This window comes from Pseudomonas sp. RG1, from assembly GCF_025910115.1.
Lineage (GTDB): Bacteria > Pseudomonadota > Gammaproteobacteria > Pseudomonadales > Pseudomonadaceae > Aquipseudomonas > Aquipseudomonas atacamensis.
Genome location: NZ_JAPCIK010000028.1, coordinates 33,326 through 53,201, shown reverse-complemented (window position 1 = coordinate 53,201; position 19,876 = coordinate 33,326). Strand labels below are relative to the sequence as shown.

The 19,876-nt window shown below is 59.1% G+C and carries 24 protein-coding genes and 1 tRNA gene; 8 read left to right on the top strand and 17 right to left on the bottom strand.

Going from position 1 to position 19,876, the window contains the following annotated elements; all coding sequences use genetic code 11:
• Positions 1-9 precede the first annotated feature (9 nt).
• The 5 genes from phnE to OK411_RS16340 all read right to left on the bottom strand — a co-directional run bounded on the left by phnE (position 10) and on the right by OK411_RS16340 (position 3,808).
• Complete coding sequence (phnE, locus tag OK411_RS16360) at positions 10-777, bottom strand: phosphonate ABC transporter, permease protein PhnE (RefSeq protein WP_264365364.1); 768 nt, start codon at positions 775-777, stop codon at positions 10-12.
• Entirely contained in the window at positions 774-1,601 is an 828-nt protein-coding gene (locus OK411_RS16355) for a PhnE/PtxC family ABC transporter permease (protein WP_024013147.1), read from the bottom strand. The genes phnE and OK411_RS16355 overlap by 4 nt, the downstream gene beginning before the upstream one ends.
• A complete protein-coding gene (locus OK411_RS16350) occupies positions 1,595-2,392 on the bottom strand; it encodes a phosphonate ABC transporter ATP-binding protein (protein ID WP_264365363.1) in 798 nt (265 codons plus the stop codon). The genes OK411_RS16355 and OK411_RS16350 overlap by 7 nt, the downstream gene beginning before the upstream one ends.
• A complete protein-coding gene (locus OK411_RS16345; protein WP_041480134.1) occupies positions 2,389-3,252 on the bottom strand; it encodes a putative selenate ABC transporter substrate-binding protein in 864 nt (287 codons plus the stop codon). The genes OK411_RS16350 and OK411_RS16345 overlap by 4 nt, the downstream gene beginning before the upstream one ends.
• Before the next feature lie 157 nt (positions 3,253-3,409).
• Entirely contained in the window at positions 3,410-3,808 is a 399-nt protein-coding gene (locus OK411_RS16340) for a RidA family protein (RefSeq protein ID WP_122698149.1), read from the bottom strand.
• Positions 3,809-3,923: 115 nt separating this feature from the next.
• Between OK411_RS16340 and OK411_RS16335 the strand changes: the two genes are divergently transcribed.
• From OK411_RS16335 to OK411_RS16325, 3 genes are all read left to right on the top strand, one after another.
• A complete protein-coding gene (locus tag OK411_RS16335; protein WP_264365362.1) occupies positions 3,924-4,817 on the top strand; it encodes a LysR family transcriptional regulator in 894 nt (297 codons plus the stop codon).
• A 118-nt stretch (positions 4,818-4,935) separates the two neighbouring features.
• The gene (locus OK411_RS16330) at positions 4,936-6,096 is read left to right on the top strand and encodes a radical SAM protein (protein ID WP_130927759.1); all 1,161 of its coding nucleotides are present in this window, start codon (positions 4,936-4,938) and stop codon (positions 6,094-6,096) included.
• A 115-nt stretch (positions 6,097-6,211) separates the two neighbouring features.
• Complete coding sequence (locus tag OK411_RS16325) at positions 6,212-7,222, top strand: GlxA family transcriptional regulator (protein ID WP_319636915.1); 1,011 nt, start codon at positions 6,212-6,214, stop codon at positions 7,220-7,222.
• Positions 7,223-7,441: 219 nt separating this feature from the next.
• Here the strand turns inward: OK411_RS16325 and OK411_RS16320 are convergent, their stop codons facing one another.
• Positions 7,442-8,476 (bottom strand): alpha/beta fold hydrolase, encoded by a 1,035-nt coding sequence (locus OK411_RS16320; RefSeq protein ID WP_264365361.1) that lies wholly within the window; start codon positions 8,474-8,476, stop codon positions 7,442-7,444.
• Positions 8,477-8,783: 307 nt separating this feature from the next.
• Between OK411_RS16320 and OK411_RS16315 the strand changes: the two genes are divergently transcribed.
• Positions 8,784-8,858: transfer RNA gene (locus OK411_RS16315), tRNA-Gln, on the top strand.
• 113 nt (positions 8,859-8,971) lie between these two features.
• Here OK411_RS16315 and OK411_RS16310 read toward each other — a convergent pair.
• Entirely contained in the window at positions 8,972-10,960 is a 1,989-nt protein-coding gene (locus OK411_RS16310; RefSeq protein WP_016774946.1) for a peptidase U32 family protein, read from the bottom strand.
• 224 nt (positions 10,961-11,184) lie between these two features.
• Here OK411_RS16310 and OK411_RS16305 point away from each other — a divergent pair, with 224 nt between their 5' ends.
• The gene (locus tag OK411_RS16305; RefSeq protein ID WP_264365360.1) at positions 11,185-11,670 is read left to right on the top strand and encodes a hypothetical protein; all 486 of its coding nucleotides are present in this window, start codon (positions 11,185-11,187) and stop codon (positions 11,668-11,670) included.
• A gap of 157 nt (positions 11,671-11,827) precedes the next feature.
• Here OK411_RS16305 and OK411_RS16300 read toward each other — a convergent pair whose 3' ends face one another.
• Both OK411_RS16300 and gstA read right to left on the bottom strand, forming a co-directional pair.
• On the bottom strand, positions 11,828-12,208 hold the full coding sequence (locus tag OK411_RS16300; RefSeq protein WP_024013136.1) for a RidA family protein: 381 nt from the start codon (positions 12,206-12,208) through the stop codon (positions 11,828-11,830).
• A 72-nt stretch (positions 12,209-12,280) separates the two neighbouring features.
• Positions 12,281-12,892, bottom strand: a complete 612-nt coding sequence (gene gstA, locus OK411_RS16295) for a glutathione transferase GstA (RefSeq protein WP_217878324.1) — start codon at positions 12,890-12,892, stop codon at positions 12,281-12,283.
• 108 nt (positions 12,893-13,000) lie between these two features.
• Between gstA and OK411_RS16290 the strand changes: the two genes are divergently transcribed.
• Complete coding sequence (locus OK411_RS16290; protein ID WP_125918624.1) at positions 13,001-13,894, top strand: transcriptional regulator GcvA; 894 nt, start codon at positions 13,001-13,003, stop codon at positions 13,892-13,894.
• Positions 13,895-14,017: 123 nt separating this feature from the next.
• A complete protein-coding gene (locus OK411_RS16285) occupies positions 14,018-14,431 on the top strand; it encodes a cupin domain-containing protein (protein ID WP_217878322.1) in 414 nt (137 codons plus the stop codon).
• Positions 14,432-14,443: 12 nt separating this feature from the next.
• On the opposite strand, the gene OK411_RS16280 is transcribed toward OK411_RS16285, so the two are convergent.
• From OK411_RS16280 to OK411_RS16260, 5 genes are all read right to left on the bottom strand, one after another.
• Positions 14,444-14,695: a hypothetical protein gene (locus tag OK411_RS16280; RefSeq protein ID WP_016774942.1), complete on the bottom strand. Its 252-nt coding sequence runs from the start codon at positions 14,693-14,695 to the stop codon at positions 14,444-14,446.
• Positions 14,692-14,949 (bottom strand): DUF6555 family protein, encoded by a 258-nt coding sequence (locus tag OK411_RS16275; protein WP_016774941.1) that lies wholly within the window; start codon positions 14,947-14,949, stop codon positions 14,692-14,694. Before OK411_RS16275 ends, OK411_RS16280 begins: the two co-directional genes overlap by 4 nt.
• A 208-nt stretch (positions 14,950-15,157) precedes the next feature.
• On the bottom strand, positions 15,158-15,709 hold the full coding sequence (locus tag OK411_RS16270) for an ATP-dependent Clp protease proteolytic subunit (RefSeq protein ID WP_264365359.1): 552 nt from the start codon (positions 15,707-15,709) through the stop codon (positions 15,158-15,160).
• 97 nt (positions 15,710-15,806) lie between these two features.
• Positions 15,807-16,091, bottom strand: a complete 285-nt coding sequence (locus tag OK411_RS16265) for a general stress protein (RefSeq protein ID WP_130899886.1) — start codon at positions 16,089-16,091, stop codon at positions 15,807-15,809.
• 470 nt (positions 16,092-16,561) lie between these two features.
• Positions 16,562-16,738 carry a general stress protein gene (locus tag OK411_RS16260; protein ID WP_016774938.1) on the bottom strand — a complete coding sequence of 59 codons (177 nt, stop codon included), beginning with the start codon at positions 16,736-16,738 and terminating at the stop codon, positions 16,562-16,564.
• Positions 16,739-17,066: 328 nt separating this feature from the next.
• Here OK411_RS16260 and OK411_RS16255 point away from each other — a divergent pair, with 328 nt between their 5' ends.
• Positions 17,067-17,234 (top strand): general stress protein, encoded by a 168-nt coding sequence (locus OK411_RS16255; protein WP_110645428.1) that lies wholly within the window; start codon positions 17,067-17,069, stop codon positions 17,232-17,234.
• A 67-nt stretch (positions 17,235-17,301) separates the two neighbouring features.
• On the opposite strand, the gene OK411_RS16250 is transcribed toward OK411_RS16255, so the two are convergent.
• From OK411_RS16250 to modC, 3 genes are all read right to left on the bottom strand, one after another.
• Positions 17,302-17,532: a hypothetical protein gene (locus OK411_RS16250; protein ID WP_016774936.1), complete on the bottom strand. Its 231-nt coding sequence runs from the start codon at positions 17,530-17,532 to the stop codon at positions 17,302-17,304.
• Between the two features lie 155 nt (positions 17,533-17,687).
• Positions 17,688-18,725, bottom strand: coding sequence for a DNA topoisomerase IB (locus tag OK411_RS16245; RefSeq protein WP_073476691.1), 1,038 nt, complete (start codon positions 18,723-18,725; stop codon positions 17,688-17,690).
• Between the two features lie 71 nt (positions 18,726-18,796).
• Positions 18,797-19,876 (bottom strand): molybdenum ABC transporter ATP-binding protein, encoded by a 1,080-nt coding sequence (gene modC / locus OK411_RS16240; RefSeq protein ID WP_122698156.1) that lies wholly within the window; start codon positions 19,874-19,876, stop codon positions 18,797-18,799.

Here is a 19,876-nt window from a genome sequence, read left to right as displayed (position 1 = left end):
CCACTCGGCCTACGCTTTGACCCAACGCTGCCGGCTCCAGGCGCTCAACCAATCGACCAGAAACACCAGCAACAGCATCGCCAGAATCACCGTACTGGCCTGGGCTTCCTGGAACAGGCTGAGGCTGACATACAGCATCTGGCCCAGGCCGCCGGCGCCGACGAAACCGAGCACGCTGGCCATGCGGATGTTGTTTTCCCAGCGATACAGGCAGTAGGCGAGCAGTTGCGGGGCGAGGTTCGGCAGGGTGCCGTAGCAGAACGCGAGAATCGGATTGCCACCCTGCAAGCGAATCGCTTCGGCGGGTTGCGGCGGGGTGTTTTCCAGCGCTTCGGCGAACAGCCGACCGAGTACGCCGGTGGTGTGCAGAGCGAGGGCGAGGGTGCCGGCGTTCGGTCCGAGTCCGGCGGCGAGCACCATCAGCGCCGCCCAGACCAGCTCCGGAATCGCCCGCAAGCCGTTGAGCAGCAGACGCGCCGCGCTTTGCAGCGGCCAGCCGAAACGCCCGGCAGCGGGCAGCGCGAGGACGATGCCGAACAGCGCCGCAAGCAGGGTGCCGAGGGCCGACATGGCCAGTGTTTCCAGTGAGCCGTGAGCGATGGCTTTCAGATACCCGGCGCTCAAGTCGGGACTGAGGAAACGCTGCACATAACTGCCCATCTGCTTGAGGCTATTGGTGCTGCCGAGTTCGGCGAGATCCAGTTCCAGATAAGCGAAGGAAGCGAACACCGCAAATGCGATCACGACGATCAGCAGCAGGTTGATCAGGCGCCTCATGTCAGCCTCCAGCGCAGCAAGCGGCTGAGTTGATCGGCGCACAGCACCAGCAGCAGGAACGTCAGCAACATGCTGGCGACTTCACCGCCGGCGAACATGCGGATCGACAGGTCGATCTGTTGCCCCAGGCCACCGGCTCCGACAAAGCCCATCACCACCGAGGCACGAATCGCGCACTCCCAGCGATACACCGTGTAGGAGAGCAATTCGGCGGCGACATTCGGCAGCGTGCCGTAGGCAAACGCCGCCAGTCGACCGCTGCCGGCCTGCAACAATGCGTGCGCAGGGCGTTGGTCGGTGGATTCGAAAATTTCTGCGTAGACCTTGCCGAGCATGCCGCTGTAGGTAATGGCGATGGCCAGCACGCCCGCCGCCGGCCCGAGGCCGACCGCGCGCACAAACAACAGCGCCCAGACGATCTCTGGCACGCTGCGCAAAAAGATCAGCAATCCGCGTACCGGCCAGCGCAGCAAGCGCCCGGGCAGGCTCGGCACGCCGCCTCGGGACGCCGCTGAGAGCGACAACGCGCGACTGGCGATCAGACTTGCCGGTACCGCCAGCAGCAGCGCCAGGGCCATGCCCGCTGTGGCAATCGCCAGGGTTTGCAGGGTGGCTTTGAGCAGCAGTTGCAGAAACGCCTGATCGTGCGCCGGTGGCCAGAATGCCGAAACGAAACGGCCCATTTCGTTCTGGCTGTCGGCCTGAAACAACACGCCCAGGTCCAGTTCGCTGAGCTGAATGCCCGGCCACAGCAGGGCCAGCGCCAGCAATGTCAGCAACAATCGCGGCCACGCCGCCGGGTCCCGTGAATCGGCCTTCAGCATCGCGGAATCTGCACAATCAAAGGTGCGACCGCTGGCGCTGGCGATTGCAGTTGTTCATTGGCGTACAGCGCATCGAGCTTGTCGCGGCTGACTTGATCGGATGGGCAATCAAAAAGAATCTGCCCGTCGCGCAAGCCAATGATCCGTGGGAAGTGCGCCAAGGCCAGATCTACCGCGTGCAGGCTCGCCACCAGTGTGACGTTGTGCTCGCGGGCGTGACGCGAAAGGATCGACAGCGTATGGCCGGCAAGCACCGGGTCCATGGCCGATACAGGTTCGTCGGCAATCAATATTTCCGGCGCCTGATACAGCACCCGCGCAATGCCGACGCGCTGCAATTGCCCGCCGGACAACTGCTGGCAATGGGCGAACAGTTTGTCGCCCAGATCCAGTCGCGCCAACGCCGCGCGAGCGCCCGCCACATCCAGTGGATGCAGCAGGTTCAGCAGACTTTTGCCCAGACTCCACTGACCGAGCTTGCCGGCCAGCACCGCCGTAATCACCCGCTGACGCGGCGGAATCGGCGGCGCCTGATGCACCAGGCCGATGCGCGCACGCAGGCGCTGCCGCTGGTGCGCCGACAAGTGCCAGGCGCGTTCGCCGAGCACTTCGATCTCGCCTCTGCTGGGCTTGAGCGCAGTCGCCAGCAGATTGAGCAGGCTCGACTTGCCCGCGCCGGACGGGCCGATGATCGCCACCTGTTCGCCAGCGCCAATCTGCACGTTGATGTTGCGAAGGGCATCGACGCCATTGGCATGGCGCAGGCTGCCCTGGGTGAGGCGTAGGGTCATTTCAGCAGTTCGGCGGCGCGGGCGGCTTCCTCGATACCCTTGTAGTTCTCGGGCTTGGTCTCGATGAAACGGCTGGCGGCCTGCAGATCGAGGATCTTCTTCTGCTCAGGATTGGCCGGGTCGAGGTCGAGGAAGGCTTGCTTGATCTTCGCGGCCAGCTTCGGATCAAGGGTGCCGCGCACGGTCCAGTTGTAATCGAAGTAGGTCGGCGTGGTGGCAAAGACCTTGACCTTGTTGGTGTCGACCTTGCCGGCGTCGACCAGTTTCTGCCAGACGCTGGCGTTCAACACCCCGGCGTCGACCTTGCCGGCCTGCACCCAGGCAACGGTGGCGTCATGCGCGCCGGAGTAGGCGACGCGGCTGAAATAGCCTTCAGGCTTGATGCCGTCGTTTTTCAGCATGAAGTAACGCGGCATCAGGCTGCCCGAGGTGGACGACACCGAACCGAAGGCGAAAGTCTTGCCCTTGAGGTCGGCGAGGCTTTTCACGTTCGGGTCGGCGGTGATGAATTTGCTGGTGAACTGCGCGTCCTGCTCGCGCTGCACCAGCGGGATCACTGGCGTGGTGGCGTCGGTCTTCAAACGTGCCTGCACAAAAGTGAAACCGCCGAGCCAGGCCATGTCGAGGCGATCGGTGGCCAGCGCTTCAACCACGGCCGGGTAGTCGGCGACGGGGACAAACTGCACCTTCATGCCCAACTGCTGCTCAAGATAGGCACCCAGCGGTTCGAACTTGCGCAGCAGCTCGGTCGGGGCTTCGTCGGGAATCGCGCTGACGCGCAACACATCAGCGGCTTGCGTCATCAGGGCAGAAAAGGACAGCGCCAGACCGGCAGTGAGGGCGAGGGTACGCTTGAACATAGAATTCTCCGTTTCGTAAGCGTCAACATTCGAAGGGCCACCGGTAGTCAACGGCGCGCCACGTCAGGGTAGACGAAACGGCGAGGTTATACGCATTCGCGAGGAGATTGGCCAGCCTCCGTGCCGGCGCGTTGTGTCTGTTTGTGTGCCGTTCCGGTCAAGCCGCTTCGGGCAGTCTGGCAATCACCTTGATTTCAAAATCGAAACCCGCCAGCCAGGTCACGCCGACAGCGGTGATGGTCGGAAACGGCGCTTCGCCCCAGAACTCCGGTACCACAGTCCAGATCGTTTCGAACGTCGAGTGCGGATCGACCATGAACACGGTGACATCCACCGCATCATCGAAGCTGCAACCGGCCGCAGCGAGGATCGCGTTGAGGTTGTGGAAGGCGGTGCGCACCTGATCGCGCAGATCCGCCTCGGGCGAGCCATCCTCACGGCTGCCGACTTGTCCCGAGACAAACAGGAAACCGTTTGAGCGAATCGCCGGCGAGTAGCGGTGACGCTCATACAGGGCGTGACGGGCGGGTGGGAAAACTACATCGCGCTTGGACATGGGGCTGACTCCATCAGGGGGTTGATGAGAACGACTTTAGGTATTTGCAGTGCGCGGATAAACGCGCAAGCTTGGCGTTCACTGTTTGCAAATCCCAAACAATCGAGGGGCGCGGATGGACCGGTTCGATGCGATGCAGGCCTTTGCCCGGGTGGTCGAGGCGGGGAGTTTCACCAAAGCTGCCGAAACCCTGCACATGAGCAAGACCACGGTGACGCAACTGGTGCAGCAGCTGGAGGCGCGGCTGCGGGTCAAGCTGCTCAACCGCACCACACGCAAGGTCAACGTCACCGCTGATGGCGCGGCGTATTACGAGCGGGTGATCAAGCTGTTGGCCGACATGGACGACGCCGAAACCAGCCTGCCCGGTGCCGCCGCACGGCCGCGCGGGCGTTTGCGCATCGACGTGCCCAGCCCGTTCGCGCGGCATATTCTGGTGCCAGCCTTGCCGGATTTTCACGCGCGCTACCCGGACATCCAGATCGACATGGGCGTCAGCGACCGCATCGTCGACATCATCGATGAGAACGTCGATTGCGTGGTGCGCGGCGGCGAGCTGCTCGATCAATCGTTGATGGCGCGCAAGCTAGCAGATCTGCCCTTGGGTGTTTTCGCCGCGCCGGCTTATCTGGATCGCGAAGGGACGCCTGAGCACCCACTGGAACTGCAAGACTCCCATCACCGCGTCGTCGCTTTCCTCTGGGCTCGCACTGGTAAACCTCTTCCGTACACGTTGCACAATGGCACCGAGCGCCTGCAGATCAAGGGCCGGCATGTGCTTGCGGTGGATGACGGCAATGCTTATCTGGCGGCGGGGCTGGCGGGCATGGGGGTGCTGTGGTTGCCGACGTATATGGCCGATGCGCATGTCGCGCGCGGAGAGCTCGTGCCGTTGTTTGAGGGCTGGCGCCTGGAAAGCATGCCGCTTTACGTCGCGTATCCGCCGAACCGGCATGTCAGCTTGAAATTGCGGGTGTTTATCGACTGGATTGTGGCGTTAATGGCGTAGTGCTCTGGTGCGCTTATTGCTTTACGTGAAGGCGGGTCGTCAGAAAAACAACCAACCCGGCGACCCGAACGTGCTCGTGATGAGAGGTGCACGTTCGACCCAAGGAGCTATGCGCGTAATGAATATGTACATCGATATCGTCGGCGCCTGCAATCTGAGCTGCCCGTCATGCCCGATGGGTAATTCGGAAAATGCCAATTTCAAGAAAGCCATGCAGCTCGAGATGTTCACGCAGATTGTCGATAAGGCACGGCGTGAAGGGGTCAAGGCGATCTTTTTGTACAACTGGACCGAGCCGTTGATTCACCCGCGCATCGGTGAGTTCGTCGAAATCATTAACGCTGCAGGTCTGCAAAGCGGCATCAGCTCCAACTTGAACCTGGCCAAGAACATTGAAAGCGCGATGCTCGCCAATCCCTGGTTCTTCCGTGTCTCCCTGTCCGGGTTCCACCAGGACACCTACCGCCAAGGCCATGTCGGCGGCGACATCGAAGTGGTCAAGCAGAACATGATCAAGCTGCATGACCTCAAGCAGCGTCACGGCCTGAATACCCTTATCGAGGTCTATTACCACCGCTATCTGGATAACCTCGAAGAAGAGGGGCTGATGCGCGAGTTCAGCGAGCGCCTGGGTTTCAATTTCTCCACCGGCTACTCGGTGATGATGCCGCTGGAAAAAACCTTCGCCATCGTCGAAGACGATGCCTCGGTCACCGACACGGACCGGGAAACCCTCAAGCGCCTGGCGTTGCCACCGTATGCAGACCTGGTCAATCTGGTCAAGCAATACCCTAAACAGGCGTGCACCCTGAAAGATGATTGGCTGGTACTCGATTGCAATGGCAATACTGTGCTGTGCTGCACGATTTTCAATCAGTCCGAATACAGCGTCGGCAAGTATCTGGACATGCCGGTGCAGGAATTGATGAGTCGCAAATCCACGCAAAAGAACTGCGTGGACTTGTGCAACCGCTGCGCGAAGAACGGTCTCCACATCTACTCCGCATCGCCCAACAAGGGGCCGCTGGAAAGTCATGCCGTCAATCGCATCATCGACTTTCAACGACGCACGATTCTCGAGCAGCCGATTGATAGCGAACGTCTGGGCCGTACAGGTGAAGTCAGCGCCGAGCATTTCGATGAGGCTCAATATCTGCAACTCAACGCCGACGTAAAGACTGCAATCGCCACAGGCGCTTTCTCCAGTGGCTATCAACACTACGTACTGTTTGGGCGTCTCGAAGGGCGTCTCGGGGCGGGGTTGAGCACGGTCGTTTGACAGATCCGGGGCGACGGCCATGGGTTGTTTGAAGGTGCGGCCCGATGACGTGATTGACTCTTTGCCGGTTCCGGCCAACTATCGGCGCACAACAATGTGACCGATGGATTGAAACTTGACCGAACGACGCCAATTCAGCGGAGGCATGAAGGGGAAAAACCTCCGCTATCTGAATGAGCAAAGCGATGACGCGCGGTTGACGCGCACAGGTTTTCTGCTGCTCGAACACTTTTCGCTGCCGGCCTTTACGCAGACGCTGGACGCCGTGGTGACCACTAATCTGTTGCGCCCGGGGCTGTTTACCTCGCGCACCTTCGGTCTGGGTGAGGGCGAGGTCATCAGCGACCTGGGGTTGGTGATCCGCCCCGATGCGCGCTTGGACTCAGCAGCGCTCGAGGAATTGGATCTGCTGGTGGTCTGCGGCGGTTATCGCACCGAGTTGCGAGCGAGCGATGGGTTTGTGCATTTGCTCAAACTGGCGGCGGAGCGGGGCGTCAGTCTGGCCGGGTTGTGGAACGGTTCTTGGTTTCTCGGCCGCGCCGGGTTGCTCGACGGCTACCGTTGCGCGATTCACCCGGAACATCGCCCGGCACTGACCGAAATCGCCAAGAGCACCCACGTCAGTAGCGAACCCTTTGTGATCGACCGCGACCGGCTCACCGCGTCGAGCCCGTCGGGGGCTTTCCACATGGCGCTGGACTGGATCAAAAGCCTGCACGGCAAGGCGCTGGTCGAGGGTGTCGAGGACATTCTGGCGTTCGAGGAATCGCGCTACAGGCGGATCAAACCGGATGAAAACATCTGCGTCAGCGCGCCGTTGCGGGAAGTGATCAAGCTGATGGATGCCAACCTCGAAGAGCCGCTTGAGCTGGAACAACTGGCGGTCTACGCCGGCCGCTCACGGCGCCAGCTCGAGCGCTTGTTCAAGGAACAACTGGGCACCACGCCGCAGCGCTACTATCTGGAGCTGCGCATCACCGAAGCCCGCCGCCTGCTGCAACATACCGAGCTGTCGCAGGTGGAAGTATTGGTGGCTTGCGGTTTTGTCTCACCGAGCCATTTCAGCAAGTGCTACAGCTCGTACTTCGGTTATCGGCCTTCGAAGGAAAAACGGCTGGTTAAATAGATCGACCGGTGCAATCCCCAAAAACCCTCACCCCAGCCCTCTCCCAGAGGGAGAGGGAGCCGACCGAGGTATCTTGCGCTGTACATCGACCTGAAAGATGGACGTCGACTTTGGATTCAATACAGCGCTTTCAGGTCGGCGTAAATCTCGAATATCCCCCAATCAGTTCCCTCTCCCTCCGGGAGAGGGCTAGGGTGAGGGGTATTGAGGGCGGGTCTGTCAGAGACGATCAGCATCGATTACAGCTTGCGCAAACGCCGCCGGGCTTTCCTGGGGCAAATTGTGCCCAACCCCACCCTCAATCAATCTGAATTGATATTTCCCGGTAAAACGCTTGGCATAGTCCTCAGGCTTGGGATGTGGCGCTCCATTGGCATCGCCTTCCATGGTAATCGTCGGCACGCTGATCGACGGGGCAGTCGCAAGCCTCTCTTCCAGCGCGGCATATTTCGCCTCGCCCTGCACCAGGCCCAGGCGCCAGCGGTAGTTGAACACGGTGATCTCGACGTGATCGGGGTTCTGCAACGCTTTGGCACTGCGGTCGAAGGTTGCGTCGTCGAATTTCCATTGCGGTGAAGCCAGTTGCCAGATCAGTTTGGCGAAGTCGTGGGTGTTCTTTTCATAGCCAACGCGGCCGCGTTCGGTGGCGAAGTAGAACTGGTACCACCACTGCAATTCGGCTTTCGGCGGCAGTGGATTCTGCCCGGCGGCCTGGTTGCCGATCAGATAGCCGCTGACCGCCACCAGCGCTTTCACGCGCTCTGGCCACAAGGCCGCGACGATGCCCGCTGAACGCGCGCCCCAGTCGTAGCCGCCAAGCACTGCTTGTTTGATTTTCAGCGCGTCCATGAAGTCGATGATGTCGCTGGCCAATGCCGCCGGTTGGCCGTTGCGCAGAGTGGCTTTGGACAGGAATTGCGTGTCGCCATAACCCCGTGCATATGGCATCAGCACGCGGTAACCCTTGGCCGCGAGCAGTGGTGCGACTTCGTCATAGCTGTGAATGTCGTAGGGCCAGCCGTGCAGCAGGATCACCACCGGGCCATCGGCAGGACCGGTTTCGGCGTAGGCCACATCGAGCAAGCCTGCCTTGATGTGCTTCAGCGGGCCGAAAGGAGAGGGCGCTGAATAGCTGACGGCGGCCGGTTCAGTGGTTTGCGCTTGAGCGCTGCCGACGGCGCCGAGCAGTGACAGCGCCAAGACCGACAAACCGAATGCGGCTTTGATTTTAGAGGTATGCAGAGCCTGTTTCATGCTGACGTCTCCTTTGCGAGCCTGTGGCCAAGGGGCTGGATGAACCCTTGAAACCCTGGGTGCATTGAAGCGTAGCGACGTATCCGTTCTGTGTCCCCGGACGGCAGTTTTGCAAGGGCGTGTATGGCGGCGGGGCGCTTACACAGTGTGATACATGGCGATGAAACGGTGAGTTTTCGCGCGAAAATAATAAGTCGCTGTTTTAAAACAAAAAAAAATTTATCTTGGGCTTCCCAAATGAAATGAATGTTGTTAAATTGCGCCCCGTTCTCACAGCGATCCTCACGGAGCCGCTGACCAGAGCTACAGGGGCGTCGCCAAGCGGTAAGGCAGCAGGTTTTGATCCTGCCATGCGTTGGTTCGAATCCAGCCGCCCCTGCCATCTACGAAAAAACGCCAACTTCGCAAGAAGTTGGCGTTTTTTTATGCCTGCGATTTACCGCACTTGAGCCAAGCAGGCGTGCGCGTTGCCGAAGCACCGCGCACGCCGGTCACTCAGTGCGGTGCGCGCGGGATGGTTTTCATCAGGTCTTCAGGGCTGATGTGGCCGACCACGCTGCCCGGCTGCGGCAGGTTGAGGATGTGGCCTTTCATCTTACCGATGATGTGCATCTCGCATGGCTTGCAATCGAACTTCAGCGTCAGCACTTCATCGCCGTGGATCAACTGCATCGGCGCGACCTTGGTACGCACGCCGGTCACGCCTTTGGCCTGTTTCGGGCACAGGTTGAAGGAGAAACGCAGGCAGTGCTTGGTGATCATCACCGGCACTTCGCCCGGCTCTTCGTGAGCTTCGTACGCCGCGTCGATCAGCTTGACGCCGTGACGGTGGTAGAAGTCGCGGGCCTTCTGGTTGTAGACGTTGGCGAGAAAGGTCAGGTGCGAATCGGGGTACACCGGCGGCGGCGTGGTTTCGGCCTTGCGGCTGCCACGCGGATGCGCGGCGACGCGGGCCGCCGTCAGCGCTTCGATCACTTCACGACGCAGGGACTTGAGCTGCGAGTTGGGAATGAAGAACGCTTGCGGCGCATCCAGCTTGATGTCAGTGGCGTGATACTGCGTGGTGCCGAGCTGGCCGAGCAGGTCGCGCAACTGCTCCAGCGCTTGCTCAGGCTTGTTGGCAACGCCGAACGGCCCGCTGAGGGTAACGCTGGCGCTGATGCCTTCCTCGCTGGTCGCGGTCACTTCCAGCTGTTCTTCGCGCAGACGAGCGAACCAGCTCAGGGCCACACGACGTTCCGAAGAAGTTTTCTGCAACGCCTGCTGCCAGTTGTGATCAAGGTTGCGATTCAACGGATGGCTTGGACGCAGCTTGAACAGACCTTCAGGCATTTCGTTCGGCTCGACGCGGTAGCGATAGCGCTTCTCGCCGTCTTCTTCGAACTCGCCTTTGGCCTCGGCGATGTTGGCGCGGAAACCGACCACTTCGCGTTTGACCAGTACGTTCAGACCGTCACCGTTGGACAGCGGCTCATGGGTGACAACCTGCATGTCACGCTTGCCGACTTTTTCCACCGTACCGACCGGCAGGCCGGTGAAGGTTGGCGAATCGAAGGCGCCGATGTCGATCTTGCGATCGGTCACGAAATAATCGGTGCTGCCACGGTGGAAGGTCTTTTCCGGGTCGGGCAGGAAGAAATGCACGGTGCGGCCGCTGGAAGCGCGGGCCAGGTCCGGGCGGTCTTCAAGCACGTCGTCGAGGCGCTGGCGGTAATAGGCGGTGATGTTCTTCACATAGCCCATGTCCTTGTAGCGACCCTCGATCTTGAACGAACGCACGCCGGCCTCGACCAGTGCGCGGATGTTGGCGCTCTGGTTGTTGTCTTTCATCGACAGCAGGTGTTTTTCGTAGGCGATCACGCCACCCTTTTCATCCTTGAGGGTGTAGGGCAAGCGGCAGGCCTGGGAGCAGTCGCCACGGTTGGCGCTGCGGCCGGTTTGCGCATGAGAGATGTTGCACTGGCCGGAGAAGGCCACGCACAGCGCGCCGTGGATGAAGAATTCGATGGCCGCGTCGGTTTCATCGGCGATGGCGCGGATTTCTTTCAGGTTCAGCTCGCGGGCCAACACCAACTGGGAGAAACCGGCCTGATCGAGGAACTTCGCTCGCTCGAGGGTGCGGATGTCGGTCTGGGTCGAGGCGTGCAGCTCGATCGGCGGAATGTCCAGCTCCATCACGCCCAGATCCTGGACGATCAGCGCATCGACGCCAGCGTCATACAACTGATGGATCAGCTTGCGCGCCGGCTCCAGTTCGTTGTCGTGCAGGATGGTATTGATGGTGGTGAAAATACGCGCGTGGTAACGGCGGGCGAACTCGACCAATTCGGCGATTTCGCTGACTTCGTTGCAGGCGTTGTGGCGTGCGCCGAAGCTCGGGCCGCCGATGTACACGGCGTCAGCGCCATGCAGGATGGCCTCGCGGGCGATGGCGACATCGCGGGCAGGGCTGAGCAATTCCAGGTGATGCTTGGGCAAGGACATAGTTTTTTTAGTCAGGCGGTCACGGGCAAGGGGCGCATTGTACCTGTGAAACACCCAGGCGGCACCAGCGTGCCGATATCAGGTACGAAGGACCTAGCACAATACGAGGCAATGCATAACTGTAAAGTCTGTCAGTTGTCCGTCCGCGTCCAAAGCGTGAACATCAGGTGGGAGCGGGAAAGTCGCTCTGGCCTATATCACGCAAGACATTGGAGATTAATATCATGAGCGGTAACAACGCCTTCGCGACGATTGGTATCTCGGATTTCGCCTCGTTTAAATCGCGTCCGCAGAAGAAGGCCGAGGTGTATTACAAAGCGGTCGTTTCACCCAATCATCCGGGCATTGGCAAGCCAATATTCTCCGCTACTCGGCATCTTTATTTCGGCACAAAGGAAACGTTCAGCGTTATTGGTCAATATTTTACGGACGAGGTGGGTGAGATTATTTCATTTGTGATAGACCGCTCCCTTACGGACGGTACGCATGAAGTTGGCGGGTTCGGAAGTACCGTGGCGGGAGTGATGACTATGTCGCATGAAATTTTATATGCGAAAACAGGAACGATAGAGTTTGCGCGCAAACACGAAGAAGGTACCGATTCGATTACGGCAACATTCAATTTTGAAGTCGAGCACCGCGGGCAAACATACCGGGTATCAGAAGGTAAACTGTTTGTTGTAGCTAGCGGTCCGCTTCAAGTTTTGTGAATAGACCGTTGACGCCAATTCGCTCAACGGGCGAGCCAGCGCTTGCCAAACGGCCCCGTCCTGGTGGCTGCTGTGTTTGGCGCGCGCCCTTGAGTATTTTCACTGCGTATGTCGCACCTCGGAATCGTGGAGGTAGCCTACGCAGTATTTCCGCAAATCAGCCTTTCGCCGCCATCGCCGTCACTTCCACACGCATCCCTTCAACCGCCAGCGAGGCCACGCCTACCGCCGCCCGCACCGGCCAAGGCTTGGCGAAATAGCGTTTGTACACTTCATTGAAAGCCCCGCGATCGCCCATGTCGGTCAGGTAAATGGTCAGGTGCAGCACCCGGTCCATCGAACTGCCGGCACGTTCCAGTGCGACTTTCAGTGCTTGCAGCGTGCACTCGCTCTGCTCGGTGATGCCGCCGAGTTCCAGGCTGCCATCGGCGCGGGTTGGAATCTGCGTGGAAACCATGATGCCGCCGAAGGTGGCAACGTCGGAAGAAATCGAATCGGTGTCGGGATCCGGCGTGAAGATGATGTCTTGATTGGCCATGGGCATCTCTTGTTTGAGTGAATGAAGATTGCGGCAGTTTACAGATTCCCTCCGGCCATGGCCCGCGCGCGTTCAGACAGGCAAAGTCGCTTCTTCTGCGGCAATTGCCGCAAGCACACTGGGCCGCGCGCCGATGCGTTGCGTGTACGACGCCAGAGCTGGCCATTCGCTGATGTCGATGCTGAACGTCGGTAGCCAGTTCAGGACCGTGAACAGGTAGGCATCGGCAACGCCGAAGCCGCCCATCAGATAGTCCCGATCCGTCAGGGTGCCCTCAAGGTAATCCAGCCGTTTGAACAGTTTTTGCCGAAAAATCGCTTTGACCGGTTCGGGGATTTCCGCGCTGAACAATGGCGCGCTGGCGGCATGAATCTCAGAGCTGATGAAGTTCAGGTGTTCCTGCAAACGTGCGCGCTGCCACGTACCTGCGGCAGGTGCCAAGTCGCTCCCGGGGACTTGATCGGCGAGAAACTGCAGGATCGCCGGGCCTTCAGTGAGCACTTCGCCGTTATCCAGTTGCAGCGCGGCCACGTAGCCTTTCGGATTGATCTCGCGGAAGTCACGGCCGTCAGCCGTGCGCTTGGTCTGGTTGTTGACGCGGATCATTTCGAACGGCAAGCCGAGTTCGCGCAGGACGATATGCGGGGCGAGCGAACAGGTCATCGGTGCAAAGTAAAGTTTCATGGCATGTCCCTTGAAAGTGGAGGCGCCACGATCCACTGCGGGCAAAACTTCCGCAAAGGTCATTTGCAGTGCTAGCGTATGACAAATTCTCATGCGCTCCTTAGCCTTATGACTGCCAGACTTCCCTCCCTCAACGGCCTGCGCGCGTTCGAAGCGGCGGCTCGACATATGAGCTTTACCACCGCTGCGACCGAGTTGAACGTCACGCAGACAGCAATCAGTCACCAGATCAGGCGCCTCGAAGCCGAGTTGGGCGTGGCATTGTTCCTGCGCCTCAAGGATGGCCTGGCGCTTAGCGAAGACGGGCAGGCCTACCTGCCGGGGGTGCGTTCTGCATTTCAAGCGTTGCGCCATTCGACGCAACAATTACTCGAGTCGCGCGGGTCCAGCGTATTGACCATCAGCACGCTGGTCTCGGTTGCTTCGAAATGGCTTTTGCCGCGTCTTCCGGCATTTCAGCAGGCGTTCCCGGACATCGATGTGCGCATCAGTGCGACCACCGATCTGGTGGATTTTCGCCGAGGAGGCATAGACGCCGCGATTCGCTACGGACGGGGCGACTGGAAAGGCTTGCGCGCGGACTTTCTCATGGCCGATGAGGTATTTCCCGTGTGCAGTCCAGCAGTGGCGACGACATTGCACACTCCGGAAAATCTGGCCAGTCACACCCTTGTACAAGTTAGCGGCCTCACCGCCAGCGACTGGCAGGCCTGGCTCAGCGCCGCCGACCAGCCTGCGCAGTTGGCCGACGGCGGGAAGCTGACCTTCGATCTGGCGATGATGGCGGTGCAGGCGGCAATTGACGGGCAGGGCGTGTGCATCGGTCGTTCGACTTATGTAAACGACGATCTGCGTGCGGGCCGATTGGTCGCACCGTTCGACCTGCGCCTGCAGGATGATCTCGGTTTCTATTTGGTTACACCCCATGAAACCGCTGAATCGCCAAAGATCAGCGCTTTCAGAGAATGGCTTGTGGCGGTGGCCAGCGACACGTTTGTATAAGCATGTATCAACCCCCAGCCGATACACACGGCAACACCAAACTGCGCCTTCGAGACACATCCGCCCTACATGCCGAGCCCAAAGTAGCCCTCACACCAACACTACGCTCAAGAGGGCATCACCATGTACCGTTCACTGTTTCTGGCTTCTGCCGTTGTCTTCGCCTCCCTGACCGGCTTCGCCCATGCGGCGGATGCACCGGCAACGAGCTGGCAGAAAGGTCTGAGCCGCACCGATCTGGTTCGTCAGGATCTCGGCGCTGACAATCGCGAAGTGATTCAGGCGCGTATCGATTTCGACGCTGGCGTCACCTCGCCTCGGCATGCTCATCCCGGCGTGGAAGTCGCCTATGTCATCAGCGGCACGTTCGAGTATCAGCTCGAAGGGCGGGCGCCGGTGATACTCAAGGCCGGCGATTCGTTGTTCATTCCGGCGGGCGTCGCGCATGTGGCCAAAAACGTTGGCAACGAGAAAGGCGTCGAACTGGCCACTTACGTCGTCCCGAAAGGCGAACCGCTACTGATCCTCAAGCCATGAGGCGCCAGGCCGCTATTTCGAGCGCGGCTTGCTCATCGCGCGCTTGATGCGCATCCAGTCCTGATAGGCCGCCGTTCGTTTGGCGTCGGCCATAGCCTTGGCTTCGCTGAAACGGGCCCAGGCTTCAGGATTGTCCGTGTCGTTCTCGATGATCCTGTAAGCCGCTTCTTCGAGCAGATCGGCCTCGCGGAACATCGCGGTATTTTCCGCCATCTCGTCATCCCACGAGCGGCCGAAACCGAATTTCAATGTGCGTTCTGTCATTTCACGTGATCCTCCTCCCAGACCAAAGGTACTGATTCTCGCCATTGCACCTCGGTCACGCCAAAGCGTTCCGCCATCGGCTTGGAAAAACGTTTCAACGGAGGTCGGCCGGGGCGGGGGATGGGCGCGATACCCGCGTCACAACTTGCCCACTGCCACGCTTCGGCATTGTTCATGGTTTTTGTGCGAATGACGAATGACCTGGGCTTCCCGTGAAGCAGGTAATCAATCACGTACAAATCCTCTCCGCTCATACATTTCCTCCGGCTGTTAAGAAGAGGGATATCTGGCGAAATGAATAATTCAGAGAAATTGAAACGGGCGTGATGACCGGCTGATTGGGCGATTTGTAAGTCTGTACGGCAGATTGAATCTGTACAACTTCGTCTGGAATTTTTGGCTGAATTGCCGGCTGTTAAGACAGGAACGCGCCTGCTACGACGCGTTATCAAGTGGGACGATTCAGGAGTAGATGCACGAGCAGACAAAGTCCGCGTGAACCTCGGTGTCTTCAATCGCCGTAATAAGGCCTGAATGCAGGGCTTCTTCAGGATTGATGATGCGCGGCGCTGCTGTCAGATATTTCTCTGTCTCCAGCGCATTTTTTCCGTTGCTCGTACGCTCGGCGACAATCTGGGCGTAGAGGTGCAAGTCGTAATCCAGGCTCATGGCGTATTCCGACATGCGCGAATGATCGACCGAACCTTGCAGGTGCCAATGAAATGGGTGAAACAGAAACTTGCTGTGGGTACAGGCGGTGCGGCGCTGGCCGGCCAGAAAGACAATGTTGCCCATCGATTCGACCGTTCCCAAATTGTGGGTGTGTACCGGAATAGGCAGGGCCAACAGGAAGTTGTACATCGTGAAACCGTAACTGCATTCGCCGCCCATGGTGGCGATGTTGACGATCAGTCGCGGTGCATCTTCCTTTACGGCGAGCGAGGCTTTATCGATCAATTGGCCGCACGTCGAGGCATTGATCGGGCCGGTGAAGTTGATGACATGAACAGGCATGGCGATTCCCTCGGCTGGTCAGGACTCCTAAGCAATAGCTGTAATTTCGCTTGAATGAAAGTGGGCAGGGGAGCCGCGCTCCCCTGCACCCGACGCATCAACTGTTGCGCCCGCCACCATGGCTGTTTTGACCACCTTTGTGTCCAGCTTCAGAGGCTTTTTCCCGATCGTTGGCAAAGTTGCCGCCGCTGCTCTGGCCGCCCTTGCTGCCAGCTTCGGACGCTCTGTCCCGATCGTTGGCAAAATTGCCACCGCTGTTCTGGCCACCTTTACTGCCGATTTCCTGATAGAACTCTTTATCGTGCGAAGCCGAAGTGGCATCACCACCTTTCTTGCCTGCTTCGTTAACCGACATGCTGCCTTGTTGTTTATCTTGTGCCATTTCAAACTTCCTCATTTTCTCTATATAGGCAGTCGGCGAATCAAGGATGCACACACTACGTGCCGTCGTTGTTCGCGAAATGCTTATAAAGTTTACTGATGTCGTTTGCTTTAGTTGGTCTGGCTTGTCTTGTGACTACAAGTTAGACCTATGCGCTAAGAGGAGCGCTCATAAGTCGGGGTTGTATCCGGTGTCCGGGAGTTTTCAGAGTTTACTGCAAGTTCCCGGCGTTCATAACATTCCTGCTGAACACTTTCCCGGTGCCTTGGACTGATTTGCTGTCGTTCGACACAAGGTGACACCGACGGACTGTCCGACCTGGTCACGTGCGAACTGCGCGCTGCTTCGGGATACACTTCCGCTCCCTTGTTTCGTTGCACTTCGCCTCGTGCAAAAGCCGGTACCGTTCTCATGATTACGCTCCATCAGCTGATTTCAAAGGGCAGCGAGGCTGCCCTTGTACCGCTTGCTCAGGACTTGCGACCGCCGCCGTGGCTGTTCTGCCCGCCTTTGCGGCCAGCCTCGGATGCTTTTTCACGATCATTGGCAAAGTTGCCGCCCGACGACTGACCGCCTTTCTTGCCGGCTTCAGATGCCTTTTCACGATCGTTTGCGAAGTTACCTGGATTTTTATTTCCTGTGGTCATGATAGCTCTCCGATATCAATTAACGTTTCGCTAGTTATGTCCGTTGTCGCACCGGACATCTACTCCGATTACGAGCCGGCGAAAAATGTTTTGAAAATTTTTCCTCAGGCCGATGAACGGTAACTTTGTGATGAAACTTATACAGCCTGCTGTTTTCTGCGCCGCTTCGTATAACTTTTCGAGTTGCTGGTTGATGTGCAAAAGAGGTTGGAGTTTGTTACCGCTTCGCTTCGGAATTCTGACCATTTGTCGGTGCGAAGTTGAACTGTAATCGGCTGAAACTAGAGTCTGTTAAGTGTATGTATATAACTATTCTGAGGACATTGAGATGACCAATCATCACAAGGATCAACCGTTCGCTGAAGACCCACAGAAAATCAAGGAAGCCGGCAAGAAAGGCGAGAGTCCAGTCAACGTGAAAGTTGATCGGGCCGAGAAGGCACGCGTCGGCGGGCAGCACAGCCATGGAGGCGGCCGTACCGGCAAGGGCGACTGAGTCGGTCGGAAAAGTACCAATCGGCGTCCTCTCTGCGCCGATGCAGAGAGGACTGCTACGCGGAGGCCTATCTGAACCGTGGCAACGGCCGGTCGATCGGTTTGAGCGTCGAGAGCGTATCGCGAATCAGCGGCGCATCCTTTTCAATGTCGTGCAGCCGGTCGCGAATGCGCAAAGCTGTCGGATGCCCGCCCTGATGATCGACCCAGTCGGCAATCTCTTTGCAGGCGGCTGCGAGGCGCGCCTGGCGGGCGTCGAGCAGGGTGAGGAGGGTGGTGATGGACTCTTTTTCGGACATGAAACACCTCCGTTCGCTGAAACGGCTGAGTTGCAACAAAAAGTCCGCGTGGCGCGAACCTTCAGATCAACTATAGAAGACCTGTGTGATCGTGCAAAAAATACCCAGTTCAACTCGTCGGCAAACCTTTGTAGGAGCGAGCGTTACGCTGGAGATCAAGACGCCTCGCTTACCTCACACATCCGCTCGAGAAACATCGCCAAGGCTACTTCCTCGGCGCGCAGGCCTTTGCGCACGCGCGGACGGGGCAGTTCGGCGAGGGCGCCGAGCATGAAATGTTCGACCACTGCGGGGTGGATGTAGCACTTGCGGCACACCGCCGGCGTGTTGCCCAGCTGTTTGGCGACGTTCTTCACCGCTTCTACCACATGGCGCTTGGCTTCGGTTTCCGACTCATGCTGCAACTCGCGCAGCACCGACAACGCCAGGGCGCTGCCCGCCCAGGTGCGATAGTCCTTGGCGGTGAACGCCGCGCCGGTGAGCTTTTGCAGATAGGCATTGACGTCGGAGGAGGTGACGGTGTGCCGTTCGCCATTTTCATCAAGATACTGAAACAGGTTTTGCCCGGGAATTTCCAGACAGCGCTTGATGATTCGCGCCAGGCGGCGGTCCTTAACGGTGATCTGATGCTCGATGCCGCTCTTGCCACGGAACTGGAACAGGATCGCGCTGCCGTTGACCTCGACATGCCGACTGCGCAACGTGGTCAAACCGTAAGAGCGATTGTCCCGTGCGTATTGGGTATTGCCGACGCGGATCAGCGTGGCGTCGAGCAAGGTAATCACCGTGGCCATGACCTTGTCGCGGCTGAAGCCCGGCTCATCGAGCAGCGCCTCGAGCTTGCGCCGCAGTTTGGGCAGGGCCATGCCGAAGTCGCGCAGGCGCGAGTATTTGTCGGCGTCGCGCACTTCGCGCCAGCGGGCGTGATAACGGTACTGTTTACGCCCGCGCGCATCGCGGCCGGTGGCCTGCAAATGGCCGCACGGGTCGGCGCAGATCCATACATCGGTGTAGGCCGGTGGTACCGCGAGGGCATTGATGCGTTTGATTTCGTCCGGGTCGGTGATGCGCTGGCCCGATGGTTCGAAATAGACGAACTTGCCGCGCAGTTTTTTCCGGGTGATACCAGGCTGAGTGTCATCGACGTAATGCAGATCGGCGGGCAGAGCATCTGTCAGCACGGTATCGGGCATGGCGGTTTCCTTCGGTCATACGGCAGTCTGTAACTGATTGACCGCAGGCGCTGGCCGTCGTGCCGAATGATTTACGCGAGCACCGCCACCGCCTTGATCTGCGCCCACAGCCGCTGGCCCGGATGCACGCTCAGTTGATCACGCGAGAAGCGGGTGATCCGCGCCAGCAGCGGCGTACCGCCGGCATCGAGGCGGATCAGCACATGGGCACTGTTGTCAGCGGCCTGTTCGCTGATGACGGTAACGGGCAGACGATTGAGAATGCTGCTGGCTGCATCATTGTTCAGCGCCAGGCTGATGTCGCGCGCGTGCACTTTGCAGCGCAGAGCCTGGCCCACGGCCATCGGCGCATGGGTGACGCGAATGTTCATTGCAGTGGCCGGCAGTTGCAGGCTGAGCAATTGATAGGTGGCGTCGTAGGCGCTGACCTGGCCTTCGATGATTACCCCGGCGTCATCGCCCATTGCCAAGGGCAGATCCAGGCGTGCGAGGGTCTCGCCGATCGGGCCGCTGGCGAGGGCTTTGCCATCACGGAGCAATACCAAATGATCGGCCAGACGTGCGACTTCATCCTGCGCATGGCTGACGTACAACAGCGGAATATCCAGTTCGTCGTGCAGGCGTTGCAGGTACGGCAAGATTTCGCTTTTGCGCCGGCTGTCGAGAGCCGCCAGCGGTTCGTCCATCAGCAACAGTTTCGGACTGGTCAGCAGGGCGCGGGCGATGCCGATGCGCTGCCGTTCGCCGCCGGACAGATGCTGTGGATGACGCTCGAGCAAATGGCTGATGCCGAGCAGTTCTGTGGCTTGGTCCATATCGACCCGGCGTTGCGACTTGGCGATGCGTTTGAGACCAAACTCCAGATTGGCCAGCACCGAAAGATGCGGGAACAGGCTGGCTTCCTGAAACACATAGCCAAGCGCACGCTTATGCGGCGGGACGAAAATGCCCTTGGCACTGTCCTGCCAGATCTCGTCGTTGATCTGCACAAAACCCTGCTCGGCGCGCTCCAGCCCGGCGATGCAGCGCAGGCAAGTGGTTTTGCCCGAGCCGGAATCACCAAACAGCGCGGTGACGCCGCGGCCCGGCACTTGCAGATCGACATCCAGTTCAAACCCCGGATAAGTGCGTTTCAGGCGTACATCAATCAT

What these genes read in the sequence shown, in the direction of transcription:
- phnE (WP_264365364.1), bottom strand. Translation starts at nt 777, where the DNA reads ATGAGGCGCCTGATCAACCTGCTGCTGATCGTCGTGATCGCATTTGCG.
- OK411_RS16355 (WP_024013147.1), bottom strand. Translation starts at nt 1,601, where the DNA reads ATGCTGAAGGCCGATTCACGGGACCCGGCGGCGTGGCCGCGATTGTTG.
- OK411_RS16350 (WP_264365363.1), bottom strand. Translation starts at nt 2,392, where the DNA reads ATGACCCTACGCCTCACCCAGGGCAGCCTGCGCCATGCCAATGGCGTC.
- OK411_RS16345 (WP_041480134.1), bottom strand. Translation starts at nt 3,252, where the DNA reads ATGTTCAAGCGTACCCTCGCCCTCACTGCCGGTCTGGCGCTGTCCTTT.
- OK411_RS16340 (WP_122698149.1), bottom strand. Translation starts at nt 3,808, where the DNA reads ATGTCCAAGCGCGATGTAGTTTTCCCACCCGCCCGTCACGCCCTGTAT.
- OK411_RS16335 (WP_264365362.1), top strand. Translation starts at nt 3,924, where the DNA reads ATGGACCGGTTCGATGCGATGCAGGCCTTTGCCCGGGTGGTCGAGGCG.
- OK411_RS16330 (WP_130927759.1), top strand. Translation starts at nt 4,936, where the DNA reads ATGAATATGTACATCGATATCGTCGGCGCCTGCAATCTGAGCTGCCCG.
- OK411_RS16320 (WP_264365361.1), bottom strand. Translation starts at nt 8,476, where the DNA reads ATGAAACAGGCTCTGCATACCTCTAAAATCAAAGCCGCATTCGGTTTG.
- OK411_RS16310 (WP_016774946.1), bottom strand. Translation starts at nt 10,960, where the DNA reads ATGTCCTTGCCCAAGCATCACCTGGAATTGCTCAGCCCTGCCCGCGAT.
- OK411_RS16305 (WP_264365360.1), top strand. Translation starts at nt 11,185, where the DNA reads ATGAGCGGTAACAACGCCTTCGCGACGATTGGTATCTCGGATTTCGCC.
- OK411_RS16300 (WP_024013136.1), bottom strand. Translation starts at nt 12,208, where the DNA reads ATGGCCAATCAAGACATCATCTTCACGCCGGATCCCGACACCGATTCG.
- gstA (WP_217878324.1), bottom strand. Translation starts at nt 12,892, where the DNA reads ATGAAACTTTACTTTGCACCGATGACCTGTTCGCTCGCCCCGCATATC.
- OK411_RS16290 (WP_125918624.1), top strand. Translation starts at nt 13,001, where the DNA reads ATGACTGCCAGACTTCCCTCCCTCAACGGCCTGCGCGCGTTCGAAGCG.
- OK411_RS16285 (WP_217878322.1), top strand. Translation starts at nt 14,018, where the DNA reads ATGTACCGTTCACTGTTTCTGGCTTCTGCCGTTGTCTTCGCCTCCCTG.
- OK411_RS16280 (WP_016774942.1), bottom strand. Translation starts at nt 14,695, where the DNA reads ATGACAGAACGCACATTGAAATTCGGTTTCGGCCGCTCGTGGGATGAC.
- OK411_RS16275 (WP_016774941.1), bottom strand. Translation starts at nt 14,949, where the DNA reads ATGAGCGGAGAGGATTTGTACGTGATTGATTACCTGCTTCACGGGAAG.
- OK411_RS16270 (WP_264365359.1), bottom strand. Translation starts at nt 15,709, where the DNA reads ATGCCTGTTCATGTCATCAACTTCACCGGCCCGATCAATGCCTCGACG.
- OK411_RS16265 (WP_130899886.1), bottom strand. Translation starts at nt 16,091, where the DNA reads ATGGCACAAGATAAACAACAAGGCAGCATGTCGGTTAACGAAGCAGGC.
- OK411_RS16260 (WP_016774938.1), bottom strand. Translation starts at nt 16,738, where the DNA reads ATGACCACAGGAAATAAAAATCCAGGTAACTTCGCAAACGATCGTGAA.
- OK411_RS16255 (WP_110645428.1), top strand. Translation starts at nt 17,067, where the DNA reads ATGACCAATCATCACAAGGATCAACCGTTCGCTGAAGACCCACAGAAA.
- OK411_RS16250 (WP_016774936.1), bottom strand. Translation starts at nt 17,532, where the DNA reads ATGTCCGAAAAAGAGTCCATCACCACCCTCCTCACCCTGCTCGACGCC.
- OK411_RS16245 (WP_073476691.1), bottom strand. Translation starts at nt 18,725, where the DNA reads ATGCCCGATACCGTGCTGACAGATGCTCTGCCCGCCGATCTGCATTAC.
- modC (WP_122698156.1), bottom strand. Translation starts at nt 19,876, where the DNA reads ATGATTGATGTACGCCTGAAACGCACTTATCCGGGGTTTGAACTGGAT.